Origin of the sequence: Mesorhizobium sp. M1227 (assembly GCF_040318315.1) — a bacterium.
In the GTDB taxonomy this organism is placed as follows: domain Bacteria; phylum Pseudomonadota; class Alphaproteobacteria; order Rhizobiales; family Rhizobiaceae; genus Mesorhizobium.
Genome location: NZ_JAMYLZ010000009.1, coordinates 166,249 through 187,293, shown reverse-complemented (window position 1 = coordinate 187,293; position 21,045 = coordinate 166,249). Strand labels below are relative to the sequence as shown.

Annotated in this window: 17 protein-coding genes; 7 read left to right on the top strand and 10 right to left on the bottom strand. The window is 63.3% G+C overall.

Features of this window, described 5'->3' with window-relative positions:
• From NKH28_RS14780 to NKH28_RS14760, 5 genes are all read right to left on the bottom strand, one after another.
• The coding region (locus NKH28_RS14780) for an aldo/keto reductase (RefSeq protein ID WP_352979337.1) at window positions 1–637 on the bottom strand (637 nt) is incomplete at its 3' end.
• 19 nt (window positions 638–656) lie between these two features.
• Window positions 657–1,604 carry an ABC transporter ATP-binding protein gene (locus NKH28_RS14775; protein WP_352502692.1) on the bottom strand — a complete coding sequence of 316 codons (948 nt, stop codon included), beginning with the start codon at window positions 1,602–1,604 and terminating at the stop codon, window positions 657–659.
• The gene (locus tag NKH28_RS14770) at window positions 1,582–2,580 is read right to left on the bottom strand and encodes an ABC transporter ATP-binding protein (protein WP_352979335.1); all 999 of its coding nucleotides are present in this window, start codon (window positions 2,578–2,580) and stop codon (window positions 1,582–1,584) included. The genes NKH28_RS14775 and NKH28_RS14770 overlap by 23 nt, the downstream gene beginning before the upstream one ends.
• A gap of 2 nt (window positions 2,581–2,582) precedes the next feature.
• The gene (locus NKH28_RS14765; RefSeq protein ID WP_352471358.1) at window positions 2,583–3,581 is read right to left on the bottom strand and encodes an ABC transporter permease; all 999 of its coding nucleotides are present in this window, start codon (window positions 3,579–3,581) and stop codon (window positions 2,583–2,585) included.
• Window positions 3,581–4,567 carry an ABC transporter permease gene (locus tag NKH28_RS14760; RefSeq protein WP_352979333.1) on the bottom strand — a complete coding sequence of 329 codons (987 nt, stop codon included), beginning with the start codon at window positions 4,565–4,567 and terminating at the stop codon, window positions 3,581–3,583. Before NKH28_RS14760 ends, NKH28_RS14765 begins: the two co-directional genes overlap by 1 nt.
• Window positions 4,568–4,880: 313 nt before the next feature.
• Here NKH28_RS14760 and NKH28_RS14755 point away from each other — a divergent pair, with 313 nt between their 5' ends.
• Genes NKH28_RS14755 through NKH28_RS14735 form a run of 5 tightly spaced genes read left to right on the top strand, consistent with a single transcriptional unit; the run spans window position 4,881 to window position 11,287 of the window.
• Complete coding sequence (locus NKH28_RS14755; RefSeq protein WP_352979331.1) at window positions 4,881–6,491, top strand: ABC transporter substrate-binding protein; 1,611 nt, start codon at window positions 4,881–4,883, stop codon at window positions 6,489–6,491.
• 60 nt (window positions 6,492–6,551) lie between these two features.
• Window positions 6,552–7,736: an LLM class flavin-dependent oxidoreductase gene (locus NKH28_RS14750; protein WP_352979329.1), complete on the top strand. Its 1,185-nt coding sequence runs from the start codon at window positions 6,552–6,554 to the stop codon at window positions 7,734–7,736.
• Between the two features lie 9 nt (window positions 7,737–7,745).
• On the top strand, window positions 7,746–8,783 hold the full coding sequence (locus tag NKH28_RS14745) for an ABC transporter substrate-binding protein (RefSeq protein WP_352979327.1): 1,038 nt from the start codon (window positions 7,746–7,748) through the stop codon (window positions 8,781–8,783).
• Window positions 8,784–8,801: 18 nt separating this feature from the next.
• Window positions 8,802–10,019 (top strand): acyl-CoA dehydrogenase family protein, encoded by a 1,218-nt coding sequence (locus NKH28_RS14740; protein ID WP_352979346.1) that lies wholly within the window; start codon window positions 8,802–8,804, stop codon window positions 10,017–10,019.
• A gap of 5 nt (window positions 10,020–10,024) precedes the next feature.
• Complete coding sequence (locus NKH28_RS14735) at window positions 10,025–11,287, top strand: FAD-dependent oxidoreductase (protein ID WP_352979325.1); 1,263 nt, start codon at window positions 10,025–10,027, stop codon at window positions 11,285–11,287.
• Window positions 11,288–11,323: 36 nt separating this feature from the next.
• Here NKH28_RS14735 and NKH28_RS14730 read toward each other — a convergent pair whose 3' ends face one another.
• Both NKH28_RS14730 and NKH28_RS14725 read right to left on the bottom strand, forming a co-directional pair.
• The gene (locus tag NKH28_RS14730; RefSeq protein ID WP_352540164.1) at window positions 11,324–12,415 is read right to left on the bottom strand and encodes a rhodanese-like domain-containing protein; all 1,092 of its coding nucleotides are present in this window, start codon (window positions 12,413–12,415) and stop codon (window positions 11,324–11,326) included.
• Window positions 12,412–13,770 carry an LLM class flavin-dependent oxidoreductase gene (locus NKH28_RS14725; RefSeq protein WP_352979323.1) on the bottom strand — a complete coding sequence of 453 codons (1,359 nt, stop codon included), beginning with the start codon at window positions 13,768–13,770 and terminating at the stop codon, window positions 12,412–12,414. The genes NKH28_RS14730 and NKH28_RS14725 overlap by 4 nt, the downstream gene beginning before the upstream one ends.
• A gap of 184 nt (window positions 13,771–13,954) precedes the next feature.
• Here NKH28_RS14725 and NKH28_RS14720 point away from each other — a divergent pair, with 184 nt between their 5' ends.
• Window positions 13,955–15,394, top strand: a complete 1,440-nt coding sequence (locus NKH28_RS14720; RefSeq protein WP_352769916.1) for an FAD/NAD(P)-binding protein — start codon at window positions 13,955–13,957, stop codon at window positions 15,392–15,394.
• 80 nt (window positions 15,395–15,474) lie between these two features.
• Here NKH28_RS14720 and NKH28_RS14715 read toward each other — a convergent pair whose 3' ends face one another.
• On the bottom strand, window positions 15,475–17,070 hold the full coding sequence (locus tag NKH28_RS14715; RefSeq protein ID WP_352979321.1) for an ABC transporter substrate-binding protein: 1,596 nt from the start codon (window positions 17,068–17,070) through the stop codon (window positions 15,475–15,477).
• 96 nt (window positions 17,071–17,166) lie between these two features.
• A complete protein-coding gene (locus tag NKH28_RS14710; protein ID WP_352979319.1) occupies window positions 17,167–18,762 on the bottom strand; it encodes an ABC transporter substrate-binding protein in 1,596 nt (531 codons plus the stop codon).
• Between the two features lie 342 nt (window positions 18,763–19,104).
• On the opposite strand from NKH28_RS14710, the gene gcvA reads away from it, so the two are divergent.
• Window positions 19,105–20,115, top strand: a complete 1,011-nt coding sequence (gcvA, locus tag NKH28_RS14705; protein ID WP_352471368.1) for a transcriptional regulator GcvA — start codon at window positions 19,105–19,107, stop codon at window positions 20,113–20,115.
• Window positions 20,116–20,146: 31 nt separating this feature from the next.
• On the opposite strand, the gene NKH28_RS14700 is transcribed toward gcvA, so the two are convergent.
• Window positions 20,147–21,007, bottom strand: a complete 861-nt coding sequence (locus tag NKH28_RS14700) for an NADPH-dependent oxidoreductase (protein ID WP_352979317.1) — start codon at window positions 21,005–21,007, stop codon at window positions 20,147–20,149.
• Window positions 21,008–21,045 lie beyond the last annotated feature (38 nt).

The window sequence follows — 21,045 nt, the reverse complement described above, 5'->3', positions numbered from 1 at the left end:
TCAGCACGCCGCGCGCCAGCGGGCTGTAGGAGACGACGCCAAGACCGTAGTAGGCGGCCGCCGGCAGCTGTTCGGCCTCGGCGGTGCGGTTGACGATGTTGTAGAGCGGCTGGCTGGCCACCGGCCGGTCGATGCCGAGTTCATCGGCCAGATGCGCGACTTCGGCGATGCGCCAACCACGAAAGTTGGAGACGCCGAAATAGCGCAGCTTGCCCTGGCGGATCAGGTCGGCGATAGCCCGCACCGGCTCTTCCAGCGGCGCATCGAACACGGCGCGGTGGAAGTAGAACAGGTCGATATAGTCTGTTCCCAGGCGCCGCAGGCTGTTCTCGACCGTCTGGATCACCCATTTGCGCGAATGGCCGCCGAGATTAGGCCCCTTGTCATGCGAGTTGACGAACTTGGTCGCCACGACCCAATGATCGCGCGTCGCCTTGATGCCGCGACCGACGACTTCCTCGGACTTGCCGTTGTGGTAGACGTCGGCGGTGTCAATGAAGTTGACGCCTTGCTCGCGCGCCTTGTCGATGATGCGATGCGCGACCGTCTCCTCGGTCGGCCCGCCGAACATCATCGTGCCGAGGCTGAGCGGCGAAACCTTCAGGGCGCTGCGGCCAAGATAGCGGTAGTCGGACATTTTTCTGCTCCGTTGAATTTCAGTTGATGGTTGGTTCGGCGTAGTGGCAGGCGACATGGTGTCCCGGCGAGATCGCCCGGAACGCCGGTTCCTGCGAACGGCACAGATCGGTCGCCAGCGGGCAGCGGGTATGGAAACGGCAGCCGCTGGGGATGTTCTGCGGGCTTGGCAGATCGCCATGGATCGGCGCGGCCTGACGTCGGCGCGCCGGGTCCGGCACGGCATCCATCAGCGCGCGCGTGTAGGGATGCTTTGGCGAGGTCCACAGCGCCGCATTGTCGGCGCTTTCGACAATGCGTCCGAGATACATAACCAGCACCCGGTCGGCGAAATAGCGAACGACTGATAGATCGTGCGAAATGAAGAGATAGGACAGGCCGAGCTGACGTTTCATGTCGACCAGCAGGTTCAGAATCTGCGCCTGGATCGAAAGGTCGAGCGCCGACACCGGCTCGTCGCACACAACCAGTTCCGGATTGAGGATCAGCGCCCGGGCGATGCCGATGCGCTGGCGTTGCCCGCCGGAAAATTCATGCGGGTAGCGGCCAAGCGAATCCCTCGGCAGACCGACACGCTCGATGATGTCCTCGACGATGGTGCGCCGCTCGGCCGTGTTGCCGATGCCATGGACCTTCAGTGGTGCTGTCAGGATGTCGCCGATCGTGTGGCGCGGATTGAGCGATGCGAACGGATCCTGGAAGATCATCTGGATATTACGGCGCGCCGCCTTCAGCCGGCGCGTGTCGAGAACGGTGATGTCGGTGCCGTTGAACTCGATCCTGCCGCTAGTCGGGTCGACCAGCCGCATGATGGTCTTGCCTAGCGTCGATTTTCCGCAACCGCTTTCGCCGACGAGACCAACCGTCTCGCCGCGTCCGACTTCGAGGGATACGCCATCGACGGCGCGCAGCGTGCCGCCCTGGGCGTGGAAATGGGTGGAAAGGTCAGAGACCGAGAGCAGCGCCATGCGCAACCTCCGGAATGAAGCTGTAGGGACAGGCGACTAGACGATCCTCGCTCACCTCGACGAGGTCGGGTACGAAATGGGCGCAGCTGTCGCGCGCCACCGCGCAGCGCGGGCGGAACGGGCAGCCCTTTTCGCCGGCGGCCGAGACGATACTGCCGGGAATCTCCGTCAGCCTGGCGTCGCGGTAGTGGAGATTGGTCTTCAGCCGCGGCGACGCCGCCAGCAGGCCGCGCGTATAGGGGTGAAGGGGTGTTCTGAACAGTGCGCCCGGCAGCGCCTGTTCAACCTTGCGGCCGGCATACATGACGACGACCTTGTCGGCCCATTGTGCGACGACGCCAAGATCGTGGGTGATGAGCATGACAGCCATCGACAGTTCGCGGCGCAGCGTATCGAGCAGGTCGAGCACCTGCGCCTGGATGGTCACGTCGAGCGCCGTCGTCGGTTCGTCGGCAATCAGCAGGCGCGGCCGGCAGGCGACGGCGATGGCAATCATGATGCGCTGGCGCATGCCGCCGGAAAGCTGGTGCGGATAGTCATCGATGCGCCGCTGCGGATCGGGAATGCGAACCAGATTGAGAAGCTCGATGGCACGGTTCCGCGCTGCCTTGCCGCGTATGCCTTCGTGCAGCGTCAGCACCTCGGTGATCTGCCGGCCGATGGTCAGCACCGGATTGAGCGACGTCATCGGCTCCTGGAAGATCATGGCGATCTCGCGTCCGCGCAGGCTCCGCATAGCCTTCTGGTCGAGACCGAGCAGATCCTTGCCGGCGAATTCGATCCTGCCATTGGGTATTTTCGCCGAGCGCGGCAGAAGCTGCATCAGGGCGAGCGCGGTCAGCGACTTGCCGGAGCCTGATTCACCAACGATCGCCAGCGTCTCGCCCTCACCGACCTCGAAGCTCAGCCGGCTGACCGGCTCGGCGGTCGGGAAGCGAACCGTCAGATTGTCGATCCTGAGCAAAGGAGCCGCCATCTCTATCGCTCCTGTGAGAAGCGCGGGTTGAGCGCGTCGTTGAGGCCGTCACCGATCAGGTTCAGCGCCAGCACGGTAAAGACGATCGCCAGTCCCGGAAGCGCTGTCAGATACCAAGCGGTGCGGATCAATTCCCTGCCCGCTCCGATCATCGAGCCCCAGCTGACGACGTTGGGATCGCCGAGGCCCATGAAGGACAGCGCCGATTCCATCAGGATCGCGGTCGCCACCATCACCGACGAGGTCACGATCAACGGCGGCAGCGCATTGGGCAGGATCTCGCGGAAGATAATGCGGACATGGCCGTAGCCGAGGCTGCGGGCGGCCATGACGAAATCCTTCTCGCGGATGGCCCGGAATTCGGCGCGGGTCAACCGCGCCACCGTCGGCCAGGTGATGACGGCGATCGCCACTGTCACGACAGGCGCGGTCGGCTGCGCGATCGCCACCATGACGACCAGTAGCACGAAGCTCGGTATGGTCTGAAAGATCTCGATCAGGCGCACCAGCAGGTCGTCGATCCAGCCGCCGAAGTAGCCGGCGGCGGCGCCGACCAGGATGCCGAAGCTGAGGCCGAGCGCGGTCGCCACTAGGCCGACGAACAGTGAAATCCGCGCGCCATGCAGAATGCCGGAAAGCACATCGCGGCCCATGGAGTCCGTGCCCAGCGGGAAGGCTGGGTTCTGGCCCGGCCACAGGAAGGGCCGCGCCACCATCGATAGCGGATCGGCCGGATAGAGGACTGGTGCGAGCAGTGCGGCCAGCACGACCAGTGACAGGAACACAACGCCGAACATGGCGTTGGGATTGCGCAGGAAAACCTTCAGCGCACGCCCGCCAGCGGCTATCGGCACCGACGCTGCCGAAGCGGAGCGTGCGTCGGGCGCGTGGAGATTGCTCCAGCTCTTTGCCTCGGGCTCAGGCGGTGCCGCAGGCCCGCGGGCATCGGCATGGAGACGGCGGGAACGGGCATCGCCCGCGGCGAAATCGGTGGAAGCCATCAGCGTACTCCGATGCGGGGATCGAGCCAGGCGTGCAGAAGATCGACGGTCGCGTTGGCGATGATGACCAGCAGCGACGACAACAGAAGGATGCCGAGCAGCACGGTGAAATCGCGGCCCATGACCGCTTCGAAGGCGAGACGCCCGAGGCCGGGCCAGGAATAGACAGTCTCGACAACCACGGCGCCGCCGAGCATGCCGCCGACATGCATGCCGGCCATGGTGGTAATGGGGATCAGCGCGTTGCGAAGGACATGGCGAATGGTGATGAAGGCCGGCGGCAGGCCCTTGGCTGCGGCGGAGCGTACGTAGTCCTGCGACTGGACCTCCAGCATCGCCGCTCGTGTCAGCCGCGCATAGATCGCCACGTAGAACAGCGCCAGCGACAGTGCCGGCAGGATCATGTAGCGCGCCCTGTCCCAGAGCCCGGCAAGGCCGGTCAGGTTGCTGCCGATGGTTCCCGAGCCGCCGCTCGGCAGCCAGCCGAGCTTGACCGAAAACAGCACGATCAGCATCAAGCCGATCCAGAAACCCGGGATTGAATAGAACAGCAGCGAAATAACGGAGAGCACACGATCCGGCAGGCGCCCGGCAAACACCGCCATCACCGATCCAAGGGCGAGGCCGAGCACAATGGCGACGGCCAGAGCCACCGCCATCAGCACCAGCGTGCCGGGCAGCCGCTGGCCGATCAGGTCGGCGACCGGCATGCCGTAGCGCGGCGAAAAGCCGAGGCTGAAATGCGCCAGATTGTAGAGATAGTTGAACAGCTGGACGAGAAGCGGATTGTCGAGCCCGAAGCGCTGGCGAAGCGCCGCCATCGTTTCGACAGTGGCCGAGCCAGCCTCGCCGGCCATGACATCGGCGGCATCGCCGGGCGCGAGCTGCAGCAGGAAGAAGTTCAGGATGACGATGCCCAGAACGGTCGGCACCGCCTGCATGGCGGTGCGCCGGAAGGTTCTGCCAATGCGCGTCAGGGTCGACATCGTTTTCGCTATCCCGGCTGTGGCTGACGATGCGGGTTTGCTGTTTCCCGGAAAGTTCCGTGCTTTTTAGTTGACAAGATTTATAGACATTGTCAATCTGATTTAAGAAATTTTATCCTGCAAATGGCCTCATTGCAGAATAGAATTTTATTTCATACTACAAACTTAGCTGTTTGAAGTATGAAATCTTAAGCGCGGGAGCAGGTCGGCCAAATCTTTTCGCAAACGAGCCCGCTCTTGGAACAACGGATTTTTAGCCTGGTGGCCGACGATCGGCCGATCGGGTCCGGCAGCAAAAAAGGACCAGGACGCTATGTCTCATTTCCTCAGTCCGAACCGCCGCAGGTTCCTCGGCATCTCGGCGGCCGCGCTCGGAGCGACCCTGTTGCCTGCATCGCGTAGCGCCTACGCCGCCGAGCCGAAACAGGGTGGAACGGCGACGCTGGTGCTCTCGGCTGAGCCGCCTGTGCTGACGACCATCGCCCACACGGCATTCAATTCGGTCTACGTCTCGGCAAAGACCACCGAGGGCCTGCTGACCTATGATTTCGATCTCACGCCGCGCCCATCCCTGGCCAGACAATGGTCAGTCAGTGACGATGGGCTGCAATACACCTTCAAGCTGCGCGAAGGCGTGAAGTGGCATGATGGCCAGCCGTTCACCGCCGCCGACGTCGCCTATTCGATCACCACGATCAGAGAGGTTCATCCGCGCGGCCGCAACACCTTCCTCAACCTTGTAGACATCCAGACGCCGGATCCGCTGACCGTAACGCTGGTTCTGTCGAGGCCGGCGCCTTACCTGATCACGGCCCTGGCTGCGGCCGAAACGCCAATCGTGCCGAAGCACCTCTATGACGGCACAAAGGCAGCCGAAAATCCGGTCAACGTCGCTCCGGTCGGCACCGGCCCGTTCGTCTTCAAAGAATGGGTGCGCGGCAGCCACATCGTTTACGAACGCAATCCTGACTACTGGGACGCACCGCGCCCCTATCTCGACCGGTTGATCGTGCGCTTCATCCCGGACGCTTCGGCGCGCGCGCTGGCGCTGGAGACCGGCGAGATCGATCTGGCGCCGGCAACGCCGATTCCGTACAGCGATTTGCAGCGTTTTGAGACGCTGCCGCATATCGGCTTCGAGAAGCAGGGCTACCAATATTCCAATGGCATCAGCCGGGTCGAATTCAACCTGGAGAAAGCCTATTTCCAGGATGTTCGCGTCCGCCGTGCCTTCGCCCATGTCATCGACCGCAACGTCATCCGCGAGACGATCAACTATGGCTATGGCGAAACCATTCCAGGCCCGATCAACCCCAATCTGAAGAAGTGGTTCGTCGCCGACCTGAAGACCTATCCGGTCGACACGGCCGCCGCCGATAAACTGCTCGATGAAGCAGGCTTGCCGCGCGACGCCAACGGTACCCGGCTCAAGCTTGTCCACGACTATGTCCCGAGCGGCGAAACCTACAAGCGCGGCGCCGATTACATCAAGCAGGCATTGGCCGCGGTCGGGATCGAGGTCACCGTGCGCAGCCAGGATTTCGCCACCTACACCAAGCGCATCTACACCGACCGCGACTTCGACTTCACCTTCAACGGCATGAGCAATCTGTTCGACCCGACGGTAGGCGTACAGCGCCTCTACTGGTCGAAAAATTTCAAACCCGGCGTGCCGTTCTCCAACGGTTCGAAATACAGCAATGCCAAGGTCGACGAACTTCTTGAAGCGGCCGCCGTCGAGGTCGACCACGAAAAGCGCTTCGAGCAATGGGCCGCGATCCAGCAGATCCTTGTCGAGGACCTGCCCGATATCGGCATCGTCAGCCAACCGGAAATCACCCTCTACAACAGGCGCATAGCCGGTCACACGGTGGGCGCCGAGGGCAATGCCGGCTCCCTCGCAACCGCCCATATCGTCGCCTGAGCCCTGACCCGTGCGCGGTCCTTCGCACGGGTTCCCTTCCTCCACCCGAGAAAGTTCGCCATGACGCTCGCCCACAAGCCTGGTTCCATCGTCGGCACGCCCTTCTTCAAGGCGCCGACCGAGTATCCGGACAGCCCGCTGTCGAAAGCGCTTCAGCAGCCGGTGCTGCTCGGGCTATTCTTGCCGATCCAGGCCGGTGGCTGGACCAACTCGACCTTGCCGCGCTCGACCGACTGGCGCTTCGACTACAATCGCGACCTGACGTTGAAGGCCGAGGAGCTTGGCTTCGACCTCGTCTTCGCGCTCAGCCAGTGGCTGCCCAAGGGCGGTTATGGCGGTGTCTTCAACGGCCAGGCGCTGGACAGTTTCGTCTCCGTCGCGGCCATGGCCGCGATCACCAAGAAGATCATGCTGATCTCGACCATGCATGTTCTCTACGGCCCGTGGCACCCGCTGCATCTGGCGAAATTCGGCGCCACACTCGACCACATCTCCGGCGGCCGCTGGGGCATCAACGTCGTCACCGGCCATCGCGCCGTCGAACATGAAATGTTCGGCTGGAACCGTATCGAGCACGACCGCCGCTATGAACTCGCCGCCGAGTTCGTCGAAGTGCTGCAGCGACTGTGGCAGGACGACGAGAATTTCTCATTCTCCGGAGAATCGAGCTGGAAGCTCAATGGCGGCTTCGTCACGCCCAAGCCGAATTATGGACGGCCGATCCTGGTCAATGCCACCGGCTCCGACGCCGGCATTTCCTTTGCCGGCCGTTATTCCGACATCGTCTTCGTCACCAGCCCGGCCGGCTCCGACATCGCCAGCGCGCTGGAAGCGCTGCCGGCGCATACGAAGAAGGTGAAGGACGCAGCCCTCGGCGTCGGCCGCACCGTGCGCACGCTGCTCAACCCGCTGGTCATCAGCAGGCCGACCGAGAAGGAGGCCTGGGCGGTCGCCGATGAGATCGTCGCCCATGCCGACAGCCGCACGCCGAAAGGCTTCCAGACCTTCAACAGCGATGCCCAGGCCTGGAAAGGACGCGAGGGCCGCGACGATCCCTACGCCAAGGTCGGCGGCAACATTTATCTCATCGGCACGCCCGAACAGATCGTCGACCAGTTCGTCAAGTTGAAGGACGCCGGCATTGACGGCCTGCAGCTGTCCTTCTTCGATTTCAAGCCTGACCTCGAATTCTTCGGCGAGAACATCCTGCCGCTGATGAAGCAGGCCGGCCTGCGCAACACCTAAGGAGCCATCATGACCGCGACTGCGATCTCCGAAATCTGGTACACACGCTGCCCGGTGCCGACGCCTGTCGGGCTCGCCGCACAGCTCGGGCTTCTCGACGAGACCTTTCGCAAGGAGGGGATTGAATTGAAGTCGATCATCGATTCGCCCAATCGCGACATCCGCCAGAGCCATTTCAACCACACGCTCGACTGGTCGTTCCGCCACGGCGGCAACGTGCCGCCGATCCGCGCGCGGTCCGAAGGGCGCAAGACGCGTCTCGTCGGCATCACCTGGACCGACGAATTCCAGGCAATCATCGCCCTGCCCGGTTCCGGCATCAGGACAATCCAGGACCTGAAAGGCCGTCGCTTCGGCATCGCCCGGCGCCCCGAGGGAATCGTCGACTTCATGCGAGCGACGGCGTTGAAGGGACTGGTCTCGGCGCTCTCGCTCGAGGGCCTTGGCTATGGCGACGTCGAGATCGTCGACATAGCGCTGGCCGACAGCGTGCTCGACAGCCAGGAAGGACCGTCGCTGTTCGGGCTCAAGCGCAAGCAGGCCTATGGCGAGGAGGCAGCAGCCCTGATCCGCGGCGAGGTCGACGCCATCTATGTCAAGGGCACGGCCGGCATCAATGTCGCCAATCTGATCGGCGCCATCCAGGTCGTGGAATTCGGCTTCCACCCCGACCCGAACATCCGCATCAATTCCGGTTCGCCGCGCGTGCTGACCGTCGATGAACTGCTGGCGGAACAACGCCCCGATCTGGTCGCGCGACTGATCGAGATCATCCTGCGCGCCAGTGCCTGGGCCGAGGCGCATCCGGAAGAGACGCAGCGCTTTGTTGCCCGCGAAGCCGGGGCCACCGAGGAACAGGTGCTGGCCGCCAATGGCCCGGATGTCCATAAGCATCTCGGCCTCGGACTGCAGCCTGAGCTCATCGCAGCGGTTTCCCACTACAAGAATTTCCTGCGCGACTGGGGCTTCCTCGCCGGCGATTTCGACGTCGAGGCCTGGGTCGATCGCCGGCCGCTCGATCTGGTGAACATTCGCGCCGCCGCCTGAGAGAAAGCCAACGTCATGATGTCGACAATTGCCGAGTTTCCGCAACTCCTCGAGAAAGTGGCCGGCCTTGCCGACGACTTCGCGCTGACAGCCGCGCATCACGACGCGACCGGGGAATTCCCATTCGCCAATTTCGACCGGCTTCACCAGGCGGGGCTGCTTGGCCTGGTCACGGTGCGCGAACATGGCGGCTTCGGTGGCGGGCTGACGGAAGCACAGGCGGTGATCGCCGAGATCGGTCGTGGCGAGCCGTCGACAGCGCTGGTGCTGGCTATGCACTACAACAGCCAGTATGCGATGCGGAAATCCGGAAAATGGCCGCGCCATCTGGTTCAGCGGATTGTCGAGGCCGGGCGTCTTGGCCCTGCCCTGATCAACGCCGCCCAGGCCGAGCCCCGGATCGGCTCGCCAGCTCATGGCAAGCCGCCCGAAACCATTGCCCGGCGGGACGGCAACGTCTGGCGGATATCCGGCCACAAGAACTACGTCACCGGCATTCCTATTCTGAAATGGGTGAACTTGCTGGCGCTGACCGACGAGCCGCAGCCGCGTCTGGCTTCATTCCTGGTGCCGACCGACGCGCCTGGATTTCGCGTCGAAAAGACATGGAACGCCGCCGGCATGCGGGCGACGGCCAGCGACGACATCATTCTGGATAATGTTGCGGTTCCTGCCGAAGACATCACCGAGGCGCAGCCCGCATCCGAGCCGCTGAGGCGCGAGGAAGGCGCGACGGCGTTCTTCTTTTCGCTGATCGGCGCTGTCTACCACGGTGCCGCCCGTGCTGCCCGTGACCGGCTTGTCTCCTTTGTCAGCACGCACGCGCCGGCAAGTCTTGGTGCGCCGCTGTCGACCGTGCCGCACATCCAGGCAGGGCTCGGTGAGATCGAGGTCAGGCTTGCGAGCAGCACGCGGCTGCTGCGTTCGCTCGCCGAAGATGTCGACGCCGGCCGGCCTGTGGGCACCGACGGCATGACGGTCAGGCATGTCGTCATCGACAATGCCGTTGCCGTCACCTCGCTGGCGCTGGAGCTTGCCGGCAATCCAGGCCTTAACAGAGATTTCCAGCTTGAGCGCCACCACCGTGATGCGCTGACCGCCCGTTCCCACGCACCGCAGAACCACATGATCCGCACGATCGCCGCCAAGGCGACGCTCAGCCGCCATATCGCCCGGCAGTTGGCCGAGACACCGGCTATTGCCGCGGGCAAGCCCAAGCTCGCGGCGGTCGGTTGAGCGCCATGACAACAGAACATGTCGAAGTCGCCATCATCGGCGGAGGCCCCGGCGGCCTGACACTGGCGCAAGGCCTGAAGAAGAACGGCATCAGTGTCGCGGTCTTCGAGAAGGACCGCGCCCGCACCGACTATGTCCAGGGTTTTCGTCTGCGCATCCGCCAGCGCGGCATCGATTCCCTGATCGCCAATTTGCCGCCGGAACTCTACGACGCTTTTGTCGCCACGCTCGGCCAGGCGCCGGATCGCAACATCCTGCTCGACGAGAATTTCAACATCCTGGGCGAGGATGCCTGGGGCGGCGGCAACGCGCCGGGCGAGGCCGACGACACGCATATCGAAAAATCGGTAAGCCGTATCACGCTGCGCCAGGTGCTGTTGTCCGGCCTCGACGGCATCGTGCGCTACGGCAAGGTCTTCTCCCGCTACGACGAGCAGCCGGATGGTTCGGTCGTAGCGCATTTCGAGGATGGCTCGACAATCCATGCCGATGTGCTGGTCGGTGCCGACGGCGCCCGCTCGCGCGTGCGCCAGCAACTGGCGCCGCATGCCAGGAGCTTCGACACCGGCGTCAGGCGGCTGGCCGGCAAGATGACGCTGCATGCCGCAGCCCTTCACCAGATCTCGCCGGTGCTACTCGACTACAATGCCGGCGTCAGGCCAACCGAAGGTCATGGGCTTATGGTCACCAGCCACAGGGTCAATGTCGACGCCTTCCGAAAGCATGGACTGATCGGGCTGGACGACGCCACCCACAAGGATTTTTCCGGTTTCCATTTCAACAACACCACCAGCTATGTCTGGTGGAACACCGCCTATGAAAAGAACGAACTTGCCACGGACGACGCGCTGGCAAAGCTCTCCGGTTCAGAACTGATCGACCTGCTGATCTCGAAGATCGCCCACTGGAACCCGGAAATCCTCAACCTCATCCGCTACACCGACCCATCGACGGTGGCGCTGCTTCATGTCCACAGCTCCGAGCCTGTCGATCCCTGGCCGACGAAACCGGTGACGCTGCTTGGCGATGCCATCCACGCCATGACCTATTTTCGCGCGCTTGGCGGCAACACCGCGATCTACGACGCCGGACTGCTGGTGCCGGAGCTGGTGGCCGCCAAACGCGGCGACAAGCCGCTTCTCCAGGCGCTGTCGGAGTATGAGGCCAAGATGCTGGAGCACGGCGCCAAAGCCGTGCGGTCTTCGCTGACGGCGATGCAGAAGAACGTGCTGGCGGGCCGTCGCCGCCAATCGGAAGCCGCCGAATAGTGGCCCCCGAAAAAATCGCCTGACAGTGCTCCTGCCCTACGCCGCTTCCACCAGGCTGGTCGACTGGAAGTCGTACAAGAGGATCGCGATCTCGAAGCCGCGCCGCTGCAGCCAATGCGCCGTCGTCGCCGCGCGGACACCGAGCAGATCGTCGATCAGCACGACGCGGGCGCCGCGCACGGCGATGGTGCGATAGGCGACACCGAGCAACTGCCCGCCCTCAGACGCGATCGACCCCGGAATATGCGCTTCGGCGAACTCGTCGGGCGTGCGCACGTCAAGCAGGTAGGTCGTCCGCGTTTCGTCCTTCGCCCAGTTTGCGGCCGTGGCCGCATTGATGCGGGGAAAGCTGTCGCCTTCGGCAAGCTTTGCGATGTGCTCCCCGGCGAAACGCTTGGCATCCTCGCTTGCCGGACCATAGATTGCGGTCTTGCCGGTTTCGAGTGCAAGACCGGCCTCGCGCCATGCCCTGGTGCCGTCGTGCAGATAGGCGACCCGGTTGGGCACGCCGGCATCGATCAGTGTCTGCGCCCCGATGATGGCGCGCGGCAGGCCGGCGCAGGAGACGACAACCTGCGTCTCCGGTGAACGCACCAGGTCGGCGAAGCGTAGCACCAGCTCGGCGCCCGGCACGCTGATGGCGCCCGGCACATGGTCCTTTTCGAACTCCGCCACCGTGCGGCTGTCGAGCACCACCACGTCGGCGCCTCGGCCTCTGAGCACCGCGAGCTCTTCAACGCTGACGACCGGGGTCCCCTTCTCGTCGCGGATCGCCAGCGAAAAATCGACGCCCGGCGTATCGAAGGTCGGCAGGTCTTCAACGCCGCTTTGCGTCCATTCCGGAATTCCACCGTTCAGCGAAAACAGCTGGGTACGGCCATACCCCACCAGTCGTTCGATAAGTTGCTCGGCAACGCCGCTGCCGTCGTCCGCCAGCACGGTGCGCACCGATTTGCGCGGGATGAAGCGGTCGATCTCGGCCTCGACCTGAGCCGCGGGCAGGTTGGTGGCGAACAGCGGCGATGCGTATCCGACAGTCGCGCTGTCGCGAATGTCTAGCACCGCCAGTTCTTCGCCATCCGCCAGCCATTGGCGAAACATTTTCGAATCGATCGTCCTGTCGCTCATGATGCTTTCCTCTCTTGCTGTTCAGCGGCGCCACGGATCGGACGCGCAAGGCCGAGGTTCTCGCGCAACGTCCCGCCTTCGTAAGCAGTCCGGAACAGACGCCGCCGCTGCAGCTCCGGAATGACGAGGTCGACAAAATCGGTGAGGCCCGTCGGCAGGATCGGCGGCATGACGTTGAAGCCGTCCGCCGCGCCACCGGCGAACCACTCCTCCATCATGTCGGCCACATCCTTTGGCGTGCCGACGATCTGGAAATGGCCGCGCGCGCCGGCAACGGCGAGATACAATTGGCGGATGGTCAGGTTCCGGCTCGCGGCCAATTCGGAAACGACTTTCAGGCGGCTCTTCACAGAATCGGAACTGCCGAGTTCGGGCAACGGCCCATCGAGTGGGTGGCTGGAAAGATCGATGCCGCCGAGCAGTCCGGAAACCAGGGCGACGCCGACCACCGGATCGACCAGCCGCTGGATCGCGTCGAACTTGTCCTCGGCTTCCGCGCGCGTCGGCGCGACGACCGGGAAGACGCCGGGCATGATCTTCAAAGAATCGGCAGAGCGACCAAAGGAGCCCAACCGGCCTTTCAGCTCGCTGTAAAAACCTCGGGCCGATTCGATGGTCGGATGGGCGGTGAAAACCACCTCCGCCGTCCGCGCCGCCAGCTGCTGGCCGGCATCGGAAGAGCCGGCCTGAACGATGACGGGATGGCCCTGCGGCGGGCGGGCGACGTTGAGCGGCCCTTTGACGCGGAAATGCCGGCCGACATGGTCCGGGGCGTGGATGCCGCGCCGGTCGATGGCGATCCCCGAAGCCTTGTCGGCGACGAAGGCATCGTCGTCCCAGCTGTCCCAAAGCTTCTGCGCGACAGCGACGAATTCCTCGGCGCGGGCGTAACGGTCGGCATGAACGGGATGCTGGTCGAGGCTGAAATTCGCCGCCGCCGGCGCATCGGCTGAGGTGACGACATTCCAGCCTGTCCTGCCGCCGCTGAGATGATCGATCGAAGCGAACAGCCGCGCCAAGTGGAACGGCTCCCAATAGGTGGTCGAGGCGGTCGCAACGAGCCCGATCCCTTGCGTGATGGTCGAGAGCGCCGACAAAAGCGTCAGCGGCTCGAAATGCACGACATGGCCGGTGCGCTCGAAGGTGTCGATCGGCTGCTCGCCATTGCGCGCGCTGAGGCTGTCGGCCAGAAACACCATGTCGAACAGGCCACGCTCGGCAGTGCGCGCGGCGTCCGCATAGTGCTGGAAGCTCAGGCCCGGATTGGCAGGCACATCGGGATGGCGCCAGGCAGCGACATGATGGCCCGGTCCGCGAACAAAGGCTCCAAGCCTTATCTTTCGATTTTCAGTCATCAGCGGTTCTCGGGCTGGTCGCAAAGGGCGTTCCTATCTAGCGCCTGCCAAACCCGCTGAGTGAAAGAATGCCTTTCGTCAGCTGGCAATTATTGTTTTTTGACATCGGGTTACGGGAAAGCACGATGATCGTTGCCGGGGCGATGGGCTGGAGCCACGACCACCGGCGTCGCAAAGGTTCTTGATGCTTCATACCCCTTCCTCCCCGCTACGCTCGATCCCTCGTTCAATCATCATCGTTGGCGGCGGCTTTGCCGGCGCGGTTACCGCGATCAAGCTGCTCGACCGTTCAACTGAGCCGCTGGCAATCACCATCATCGAGCGCCGGGCCGAGCTTGGTCGCGGCGTTGCCTATAGCACCGTCGATCCACAACACCTCGTCAACGGCGCGGCGCGCATCTTCTCGCTGCATCCGGACGATCCCGATCACCTCGTTCGCTGGCTTATGGCGAATGGGCCGGAGCACGGCTGGACACCGCCCGAGGATGTCCCGGACTCAAGCCCGCCGCGCTGGCTGTTCGGCAGCTATGTCCAGTCGGAACTGACAAGAGCGATCAGAGAAGCAGATCCGCGTTCTTCGCTGCGCCACATCAAGGCATCCGCCGTCGACATGCTGACGGGTCCGTCCGGGGTATGCGTCGGCACCAGCGATAGCCAGCAATTGCTGGCGGATGAGGCGGTACTGGCAACCGGGGTGTTCCAGAGCCAGCCGTCCACCACGGAAGCAGCCGTCGTCGGCGATCCCCGTTATGTCGCCAATCCCTGGGATTCGGCGGCGCTCGATCGGCTCGCCGGCAGCAAGGAACTGCTGCTGATCGGCTCCAGCCTCAGCATGGTCGACGTCGTCGCCAGCATGGAAGCGCGCGGCTTCAAGGGCGGTTATCGCGTCGTGTCGCGGCGCGGACAGATCGTCGAACCTCGGCGCAACGTGGAAGCGTGGCGCGATTTCCTCGCCGGGCGGCCGCTGCCGAAAACCACCAGGGCGCTTCTCGCACTGGTCAAGGCCGAACGCCGGGCAATCGAACCCACCGGCCTGGACTGGCAAGGGCTGCCGCTGACGATCCGGCCGTGGATCCTGGCCTTGTGGCAAGGCGCCACCGACAAGGAGCGCTTGAAGTTCGCACGCCATCTGCGCGCCTTCTGGGATGTCACCGCGCACCGCGCGGCGCCACCGAGCTTTGAGCGCGTGGCACTGGCGCGAAGCCAAGGCCGTTGGACGGGTCGAGCGGGACGGGTGCTGGCACTCCATCCGCAGGCAAACGGCATCGTCGCTGAAATCCGCTGGCGTGATACCGGCGCGGTCGAACGGTTGCGCTTCGACGGCGTCGTCAACTGCCGCGGCCATCAGGAGCATGATTGGCGGCGGATCGCCGATCCATTCGTCCGCAGCCTGCTTGAGAACGGCATCGTCAGGCCCCATGCGACCGGCTTCGGCATCGACGCGACGCATGGCGGCCAAGTGATTGCCGGTAACGGCAAGACCCATGGCAATCTGTTCGCCATCGGCCATCCGCTGCGCGGCGTCGCCTGGGAATCGAGCTCGATCGGCGAACAACTAGCGCAGGCCATAGCCCTTGCCGGCCTTCTGGTCGGCGCCAGCCCAAGGCTGCGTGCTTTGGCCTGAAGTTACCAGCTTTGCGAAATGGAAGAAACGAAAACGGCCGCAGCTCTATGCGGCCCTTCTCTCATGATTGCCCGGCAGATTTAGGCGTTCGGGTCGAGATAGGCGTCGGCGAAATTCGCTGACAGGCCTTCGGCGCCAGGCGCGTAGTTCTTGACGGTTTTGCGGGCGATGATGATGGTCGGTGGCGCGATCAGATTGATGATCGGCAACTCGTCGGCGATGATCTCCTGGAACTTGAAGAAGAGCTGCTTGCGCTTGGCCTCGTCTAGCTCGACCGATGCGGCTTCCAGCAACCGGTCAACCTCCAGGTTCTCATAGTGCGCGCCGTTGGAGAACGGCAGCCCTTTCTTGATGTTCTTCGACCAGTAGAGCCGCTGTGCGCCGGCGCTCGGATCGAAGATGTTGCCGCAGGATTCCGTCGACAGGTCCCAAGTGCGGTCGGTGTAGATGGTTTTGACATAGGTGCCGAAGTCGAATTTTTCGATCTCGGCATCGATGCCGATCTTGGCCAATGCCTGCTTGAGGAAGTCGGCATAGCCCCACGGGTTGTAGGGATTGTTGGTGAGCCTGAGCTTGAAGCGTACGCCGTCAGCCCCACGCTTGAAACCGGCCTCGTCGAGCAGTTTTTCCGAGAGCGCCGTATCGAACGTCGCGGCCTTCACATCGGGATCGAAATACTTCTTGTTGACGACGCTGATCGGCGTCGGCGAGACTTGGCCATAGCCGTAAAACACGATTGCATTGATCGCGTCGAGGTCGATCGCGTGCGCGATTGCCTGACGGACCTTCTTCTCCTTCAGGATCGGGTTTTCGAGGTTGATGATCAGTTGGTGCAGCGGGCCGCTATAGGCGAAGACCGTGCTGTCGACGACGAATTGCGGCAGCGCCTTGAAACGCTCCAGGTCGGCGAAGGCCACCGGGTTCGGTCCGATGTCGACCTCGCCCGTTTCGAGCGCCGCAGCGCGCGCGCCCGGATCGGTGATGAAGCGGAAGATGATCCGGTCGAGATAGGGTTTAGGCGCATCCCAATAGGTCGGATTCTTTTCGACGAGGATGTGGCTGCCCTTTACCCATTCCTTCAGCACAAACGGCCCGCTGCCGATGATCTGCTTGAAGGACGGATCGTCGGCCGGCCTCAGCTTCTCGTAGATGTGTTTGGGCACGACAGGCGATTCCGTCGCGGCCAGCCCCGAGATCAGGGCGGCGGACGGCTTCGACAATTTGATCTTCACGATATACGGGTCCGACGTGTCGATGTCGGTGACGTTCTGGAAGGTGATGCGACCGCGCGGATGCGCTTCGCGCAGCCGGGAGATAGAAAAGGCGACGTCCTCGGAGGTCAAATCATGGCCATCGCTGAACTTCACCCCCTGGCGCAGCTTGAAGACGTATTCGAGCCCGTCGTCGCTGATCGACCATTCGGTGGCCAGTTGCGGTCGCGGATTGAGATCGTAGTCGTAGGCGAGCAGGCCGTCGAAAATCTTCGGACCGATGATGGCCGGTCCGCCAGCGCTGGTGTTGATGGAAACGATCTGGTTGGGCTCGGGATAGTAGACGAAGTTGAGCGTGCCTCCGGCCACCGGCTTTGCGTCTTCTGCGAATGCCCCGGCGGGAAGTCCAGCACTCGCGCCGGCCAGCAGCAGGAACTGATTGAACAGGCGTCGATTGATGGTCATGGTCGGTACTCCGAATTGCGCGATTTATCTTTGATGGAGAAAAGTCGGGATCGTCGTTTTCACGCGCCGGTCCCAACCAGAGGGCTTGCAGAACGCTTAGGCGTTTGGCGCGAGCCATATCTGCGCGAAGCTGTTGTTGATCCCCTGAGCGCCGGGCGCAAAATCCCGGACCTTGTTGTTGGCGACGATCTGGGCGCCGGCGGCGACCAGATCGACCGACACCACGTCGTCATGGATGATGTGCTGGAATTTGTACCAGAGCTCGCGCCGCTTGGTCTCGTCGGGCTCGATTGCCGCGGCTTCGAGGATCTGGTCGACCTCGGGGTTTGCGTAGTGGCTAGCGTTGGAGAAGACGAGGCCGATCTTGAAGTTCTTCGACCAGTAGGCGCGCTGGACGCCGAGCGTCGGATCGAAGGTGTTCGACAGCGACTCGACCACCAGGTCCCAGGCGCGGTCGGTGTAGACGGTCTTCAGGAACGTCGACAGGTCAAGCTTGAGGATCTCGGCATCGATGCCGACCGTCGCCAACGACTGCTTGATGAAATCGGCATAGGACGCCGGCAGGAACGCGTTGTAGGCAAGCCGGAGCTTGAAGCGCGTCCCATCGGCGCCACGCGGATAGCCGGCGTCGTCGAGCAGCCTCTCCGCCAGTTTGGTATCGGGCTCGCGCGCCTTGATGCTGGGGTCATACCATTTGGGCAGCGCCGTGCTGATCGGGCTCGGCGATACCTGCGCATAGCCGTAGAGCGCGATGTCGACCAGCTTCTGCAGGTCGATTGCGTGGGCGATGGCAAGGCGCACATCGCGCTTGGTCAGGATTTCGTTCTCGTAATTGAAGAACAATTGCTGCTGTGGGCCGGAATAGGCGTAGGTGTTGTTGTCGACGACCAGAGCGGGGTTTGCCTTCAGCCGTTCGATGTCGGCCAGCGGCACGGGATTGGCGCCGATATCGATCTCGCCGGTTTCAAGAGCCGCCGAACGCGCGGCCGGGTCGAGGATGACGTGCAGGACGATGCGGTCGAGGTAGGGCCGAGGCGCGTCCCAATAATCCGGATTGCGGTCGAAGATCAGATGGCTGCCGGGCACCCATTCCTTGAGAATGAAGGGACCGGTGCCGATCGTCTGTTCGAGCTTCGGCTGTTCCGCCGGCTTGAACGTTTCGTAGACGTGCTTCGGCACAATCGGTGATTCCGAGCTGCTCAGTGCCGTGATCAGATAGGGCGCCGGCTTTGAAAGCACGACGATGGCGGTGTGCGGATCGGGCGTCTCGACCGCGGTCACGTTTTGGCAGGTGATGCGGCCGCGCGGATGCGCCTCCTTCAGCCGGAAGATGGTGAAGGCAACGTCTTCCGACGTGAAGTCCTTGCCGTCATGCCATTTGACGCCGTCGCGCAGCTTGAAGGTGTAGCGCAGGCCGTCATCGCTGATCGACCACTCCGTCGCCAGCAGCGGTTTCGGGCTGAGGTCATAGGCGAAATCAAGCAGACCTTCATTCACCTTGGGACCGATCGCCTGGCCGGTGCCCGACGAGGTGTTGATGGCAATCAGCGACGTGGGGTCGGGATAGTAGGCCCAGTTGAGCGTGCCACCCTGGACCGGCGTTCCTTCGGCAGCGAAGGAAACCCCGGGCAATGCGAAGCTCGCACCGCCAAGCAACAGCAGCTGGTTGAAATGACGACGATTGACAGACATGGCCTTGAGCTCCGGAAAACGGCTACGATGGCATCCGGCGGCCGAACACACTCCGGCGCCTCGACGCGATGATCCCTGCCACGCCGCAAAACCGGAAGAATGATTTTCTATCGTCTGCCGAAAGCACTGCTTCGCACGACCGTTTCATTCCAGGATCTGGCAAAGCTGCTCGACGCCCAAATCAGCGCTCCGATCTTATTTCTACAAGAATTGTAGACATTACGATTTTTTAGATTTCCGTTCCCGCTGCCGCGACGCTGCGGCAAACGAAATTTTCCACCGGGCACTTTGGCGCAAAGCCCGCCCTCGTCGCGCCCGGCCTGAACGTGTTGAATGCGCTCCATGGTCGATCTCATTCGCGCAAAATCAAGGAAGCTGCGGCCGACGCTGGCGAGGCTTCCGCCGCTGACGTCGCTTCGAGCTTTTGTCGCAACCGCCCGCCACCTGAGCTTTACGCGGGCGGCCGAAGAACTCCATGTGACGCCTGCCGCCATCGGCCAGCAGATCCGCCTGCTCGAGGATCACCTCGGTCAACCGCTGTTCCATCGCAACCGTGGCGAGCTTCTGCTGACGTCGGCCGGCCAGGCGCTGATGCCCGGCCTCACCGAGGCTTTCGACGTCGTTGTCGAGTCGGTCGCGCGGATTTCCGGCGACGAGGAGGATGCGCCGATCAAAGTGTCGGTTGCGCCCTCCTTCGCCAGCAAATGGCTGATCCCGCGCCTCGACGCACTGCGCGACGCGGTACCCGGCCTAGAAGTGCTGGTCGACGCATCAACCAGGCTTGCCGACTTTGCCAGCGAAGACGTCGACTGCGTCATCCGCTACGGGTCGGGCGCCTATAGCGGCCTGCTGACGGAACGGCTGTTTTCGGAAGCGGTGCTGCCCGTCTGCAGCCCGGAATTTGCTCGCATGCACGGTCTCTATCGCGGGCCGGAGGGGCTGCGTGACGCACCGATCCTGCATGAGGACGGTCCGGAACGCGATCCAAGCTGCCCTGACTGGAAGGGTTGGCTGAGATCCAACGGCCTGTCCGGCCGCTTTGTCGAGGGCGGTATACGGCTTAGCCAATCGTCACTGGTGCTCGACGCAGCTGCTGCCGGCAAGGGCATCGGTCTCGGCAAATTCCGGCTGGCCGAGCCTGACCTCGCCGCGGGGCGTCTGGTCAGTCCATTCGGCTCACCGCAGCCGGTCGAGTTTTCCTATTATTTTGCGACGACGCCGCACAAGGCGAAGCTGGAGACGGTCGAGCGCTTTCATGGCTGGCTGAAGGCCGAGGCGCGCCAGCTCGGCGCTCTCGACGTCCCACCGCCGGCCGCGCTTCCGGCGCGCATCGCCATTATCGCGGCCGAATAGCCTCGCCGCGGTCTCGCGAGCAGGCGCGCGCCTATTTGAGCTTGAAGCCCATGGCCTTCAGCACTTCGCCCAGGCGATCACGGCCTTTCAGCGCTGCTTTGCTGCCGATGCGGTTCGAAACCAACTCTGTCCAGTCCAACACAGGCATCGCCTGCTCCTGCTGGAATGAACGAAGCCTCTGGTTGTAGGCTGCAAGATCGTCCGGATCGGGCTCTGATCGATAGCGCTCGCGGTGCAGCACCGCAGCCTGCGGCAGTCTGGGCTTGATGTCAGTCGCAGCCAGGAGATCGGGATAGCCGACGGTCAGGCCGAACACCGCCACGGTTTCCGGCGGGAGGCCGAGTTCGCGCGCCACCTCCTGCGGATGATTGCGCATCGCGCCGATGTAGCAGGAGCCGAGCCCGAGTGCATCGGTCGCCACCACGGCGTTCTGTGCGGCAAGTGCGGCGTCGATCACGGCCAGCAGAAAACTCTCCTGATAGTCTAGCCCCTCGCCCACCCGGCCTTTTGCCTCGGCAATGGCACGCAGCCGCGACAGGTCGGCCAGCCAGACCAGCAGCAGCGGCGCCTGCTCGATATGGCGATTGATCGCCGCCAGTTCGGCAAGCCGCGCCTTGCGCGCCGGATCCTCGACTGCGATGACGCTCCACGCCTGGAGATTGGAAGAAGTCGGCGCCGACTGGGCGGCGGCGACGATCAGTTCCAGCGTCCCTTCGGGCAGAGGCTTGGCGAGATAATTGCGGACCGAGCGATGCGAAAGGATCGCCTCGAGGGCTTCGTTCCAGGTTCCGGTATGCGCGCTTTGCGGCGCTCGATAACGCCGCCGTAGCGCCGCTTCACCACGCAGGTCAGCGTCGGAAGGGCGGATGCTGAAGGCGGCCGGCTGTGACATCGTCTTCCCTACTGGCAATCTGGCTTATCCGGTGTTCT

What these genes read in the sequence shown, in the direction of transcription:
- NKH28_RS14775 (WP_352502692.1), bottom strand. Translation starts at nt 1,604, where the DNA reads ATGGCGCTGCTCTCGGTCTCTGACCTTTCCACCCATTTCCACGCCCAG.
- NKH28_RS14770 (WP_352979335.1), bottom strand. Translation starts at nt 2,580, where the DNA reads ATGGCGGCTCCTTTGCTCAGGATCGACAATCTGACGGTTCGCTTCCCG.
- NKH28_RS14765 (WP_352471358.1), bottom strand. Translation starts at nt 3,581, where the DNA reads ATGGCTTCCACCGATTTCGCCGCGGGCGATGCCCGTTCCCGCCGTCTC.
- NKH28_RS14760 (WP_352979333.1), bottom strand. Translation starts at nt 4,567, where the DNA reads ATGTCGACCCTGACGCGCATTGGCAGAACCTTCCGGCGCACCGCCATG.
- NKH28_RS14755 (WP_352979331.1), top strand. Translation starts at nt 4,881, where the DNA reads ATGTCTCATTTCCTCAGTCCGAACCGCCGCAGGTTCCTCGGCATCTCG.
- NKH28_RS14750 (WP_352979329.1), top strand. Translation starts at nt 6,552, where the DNA reads ATGACGCTCGCCCACAAGCCTGGTTCCATCGTCGGCACGCCCTTCTTC.
- NKH28_RS14745 (WP_352979327.1), top strand. Translation starts at nt 7,746, where the DNA reads ATGACCGCGACTGCGATCTCCGAAATCTGGTACACACGCTGCCCGGTG.
- NKH28_RS14740 (WP_352979346.1), top strand. Translation starts at nt 8,802, where the DNA reads ATGTCGACAATTGCCGAGTTTCCGCAACTCCTCGAGAAAGTGGCCGGC.
- NKH28_RS14735 (WP_352979325.1), top strand. Translation starts at nt 10,025, where the DNA reads ATGACAACAGAACATGTCGAAGTCGCCATCATCGGCGGAGGCCCCGGC.
- NKH28_RS14730 (WP_352540164.1), bottom strand. Translation starts at nt 12,415, where the DNA reads ATGAGCGACAGGACGATCGATTCGAAAATGTTTCGCCAATGGCTGGCG.
- NKH28_RS14725 (WP_352979323.1), bottom strand. Translation starts at nt 13,770, where the DNA reads ATGACTGAAAATCGAAAGATAAGGCTTGGAGCCTTTGTTCGCGGACCG.
- NKH28_RS14720 (WP_352769916.1), top strand. Translation starts at nt 13,955, where the DNA reads ATGCTTCATACCCCTTCCTCCCCGCTACGCTCGATCCCTCGTTCAATC.
- NKH28_RS14715 (WP_352979321.1), bottom strand. Translation starts at nt 17,070, where the DNA reads ATGACCATCAATCGACGCCTGTTCAATCAGTTCCTGCTGCTGGCCGGC.
- NKH28_RS14710 (WP_352979319.1), bottom strand. Translation starts at nt 18,762, where the DNA reads ATGTCTGTCAATCGTCGTCATTTCAACCAGCTGCTGTTGCTTGGCGGT.
- gcvA (WP_352471368.1), top strand. Translation starts at nt 19,105, where the DNA reads ATGGTCGATCTCATTCGCGCAAAATCAAGGAAGCTGCGGCCGACGCTG.
- NKH28_RS14700 (WP_352979317.1), bottom strand. Translation starts at nt 21,007, where the DNA reads ATGTCACAGCCGGCCGCCTTCAGCATCCGCCCTTCCGACGCTGACCTG.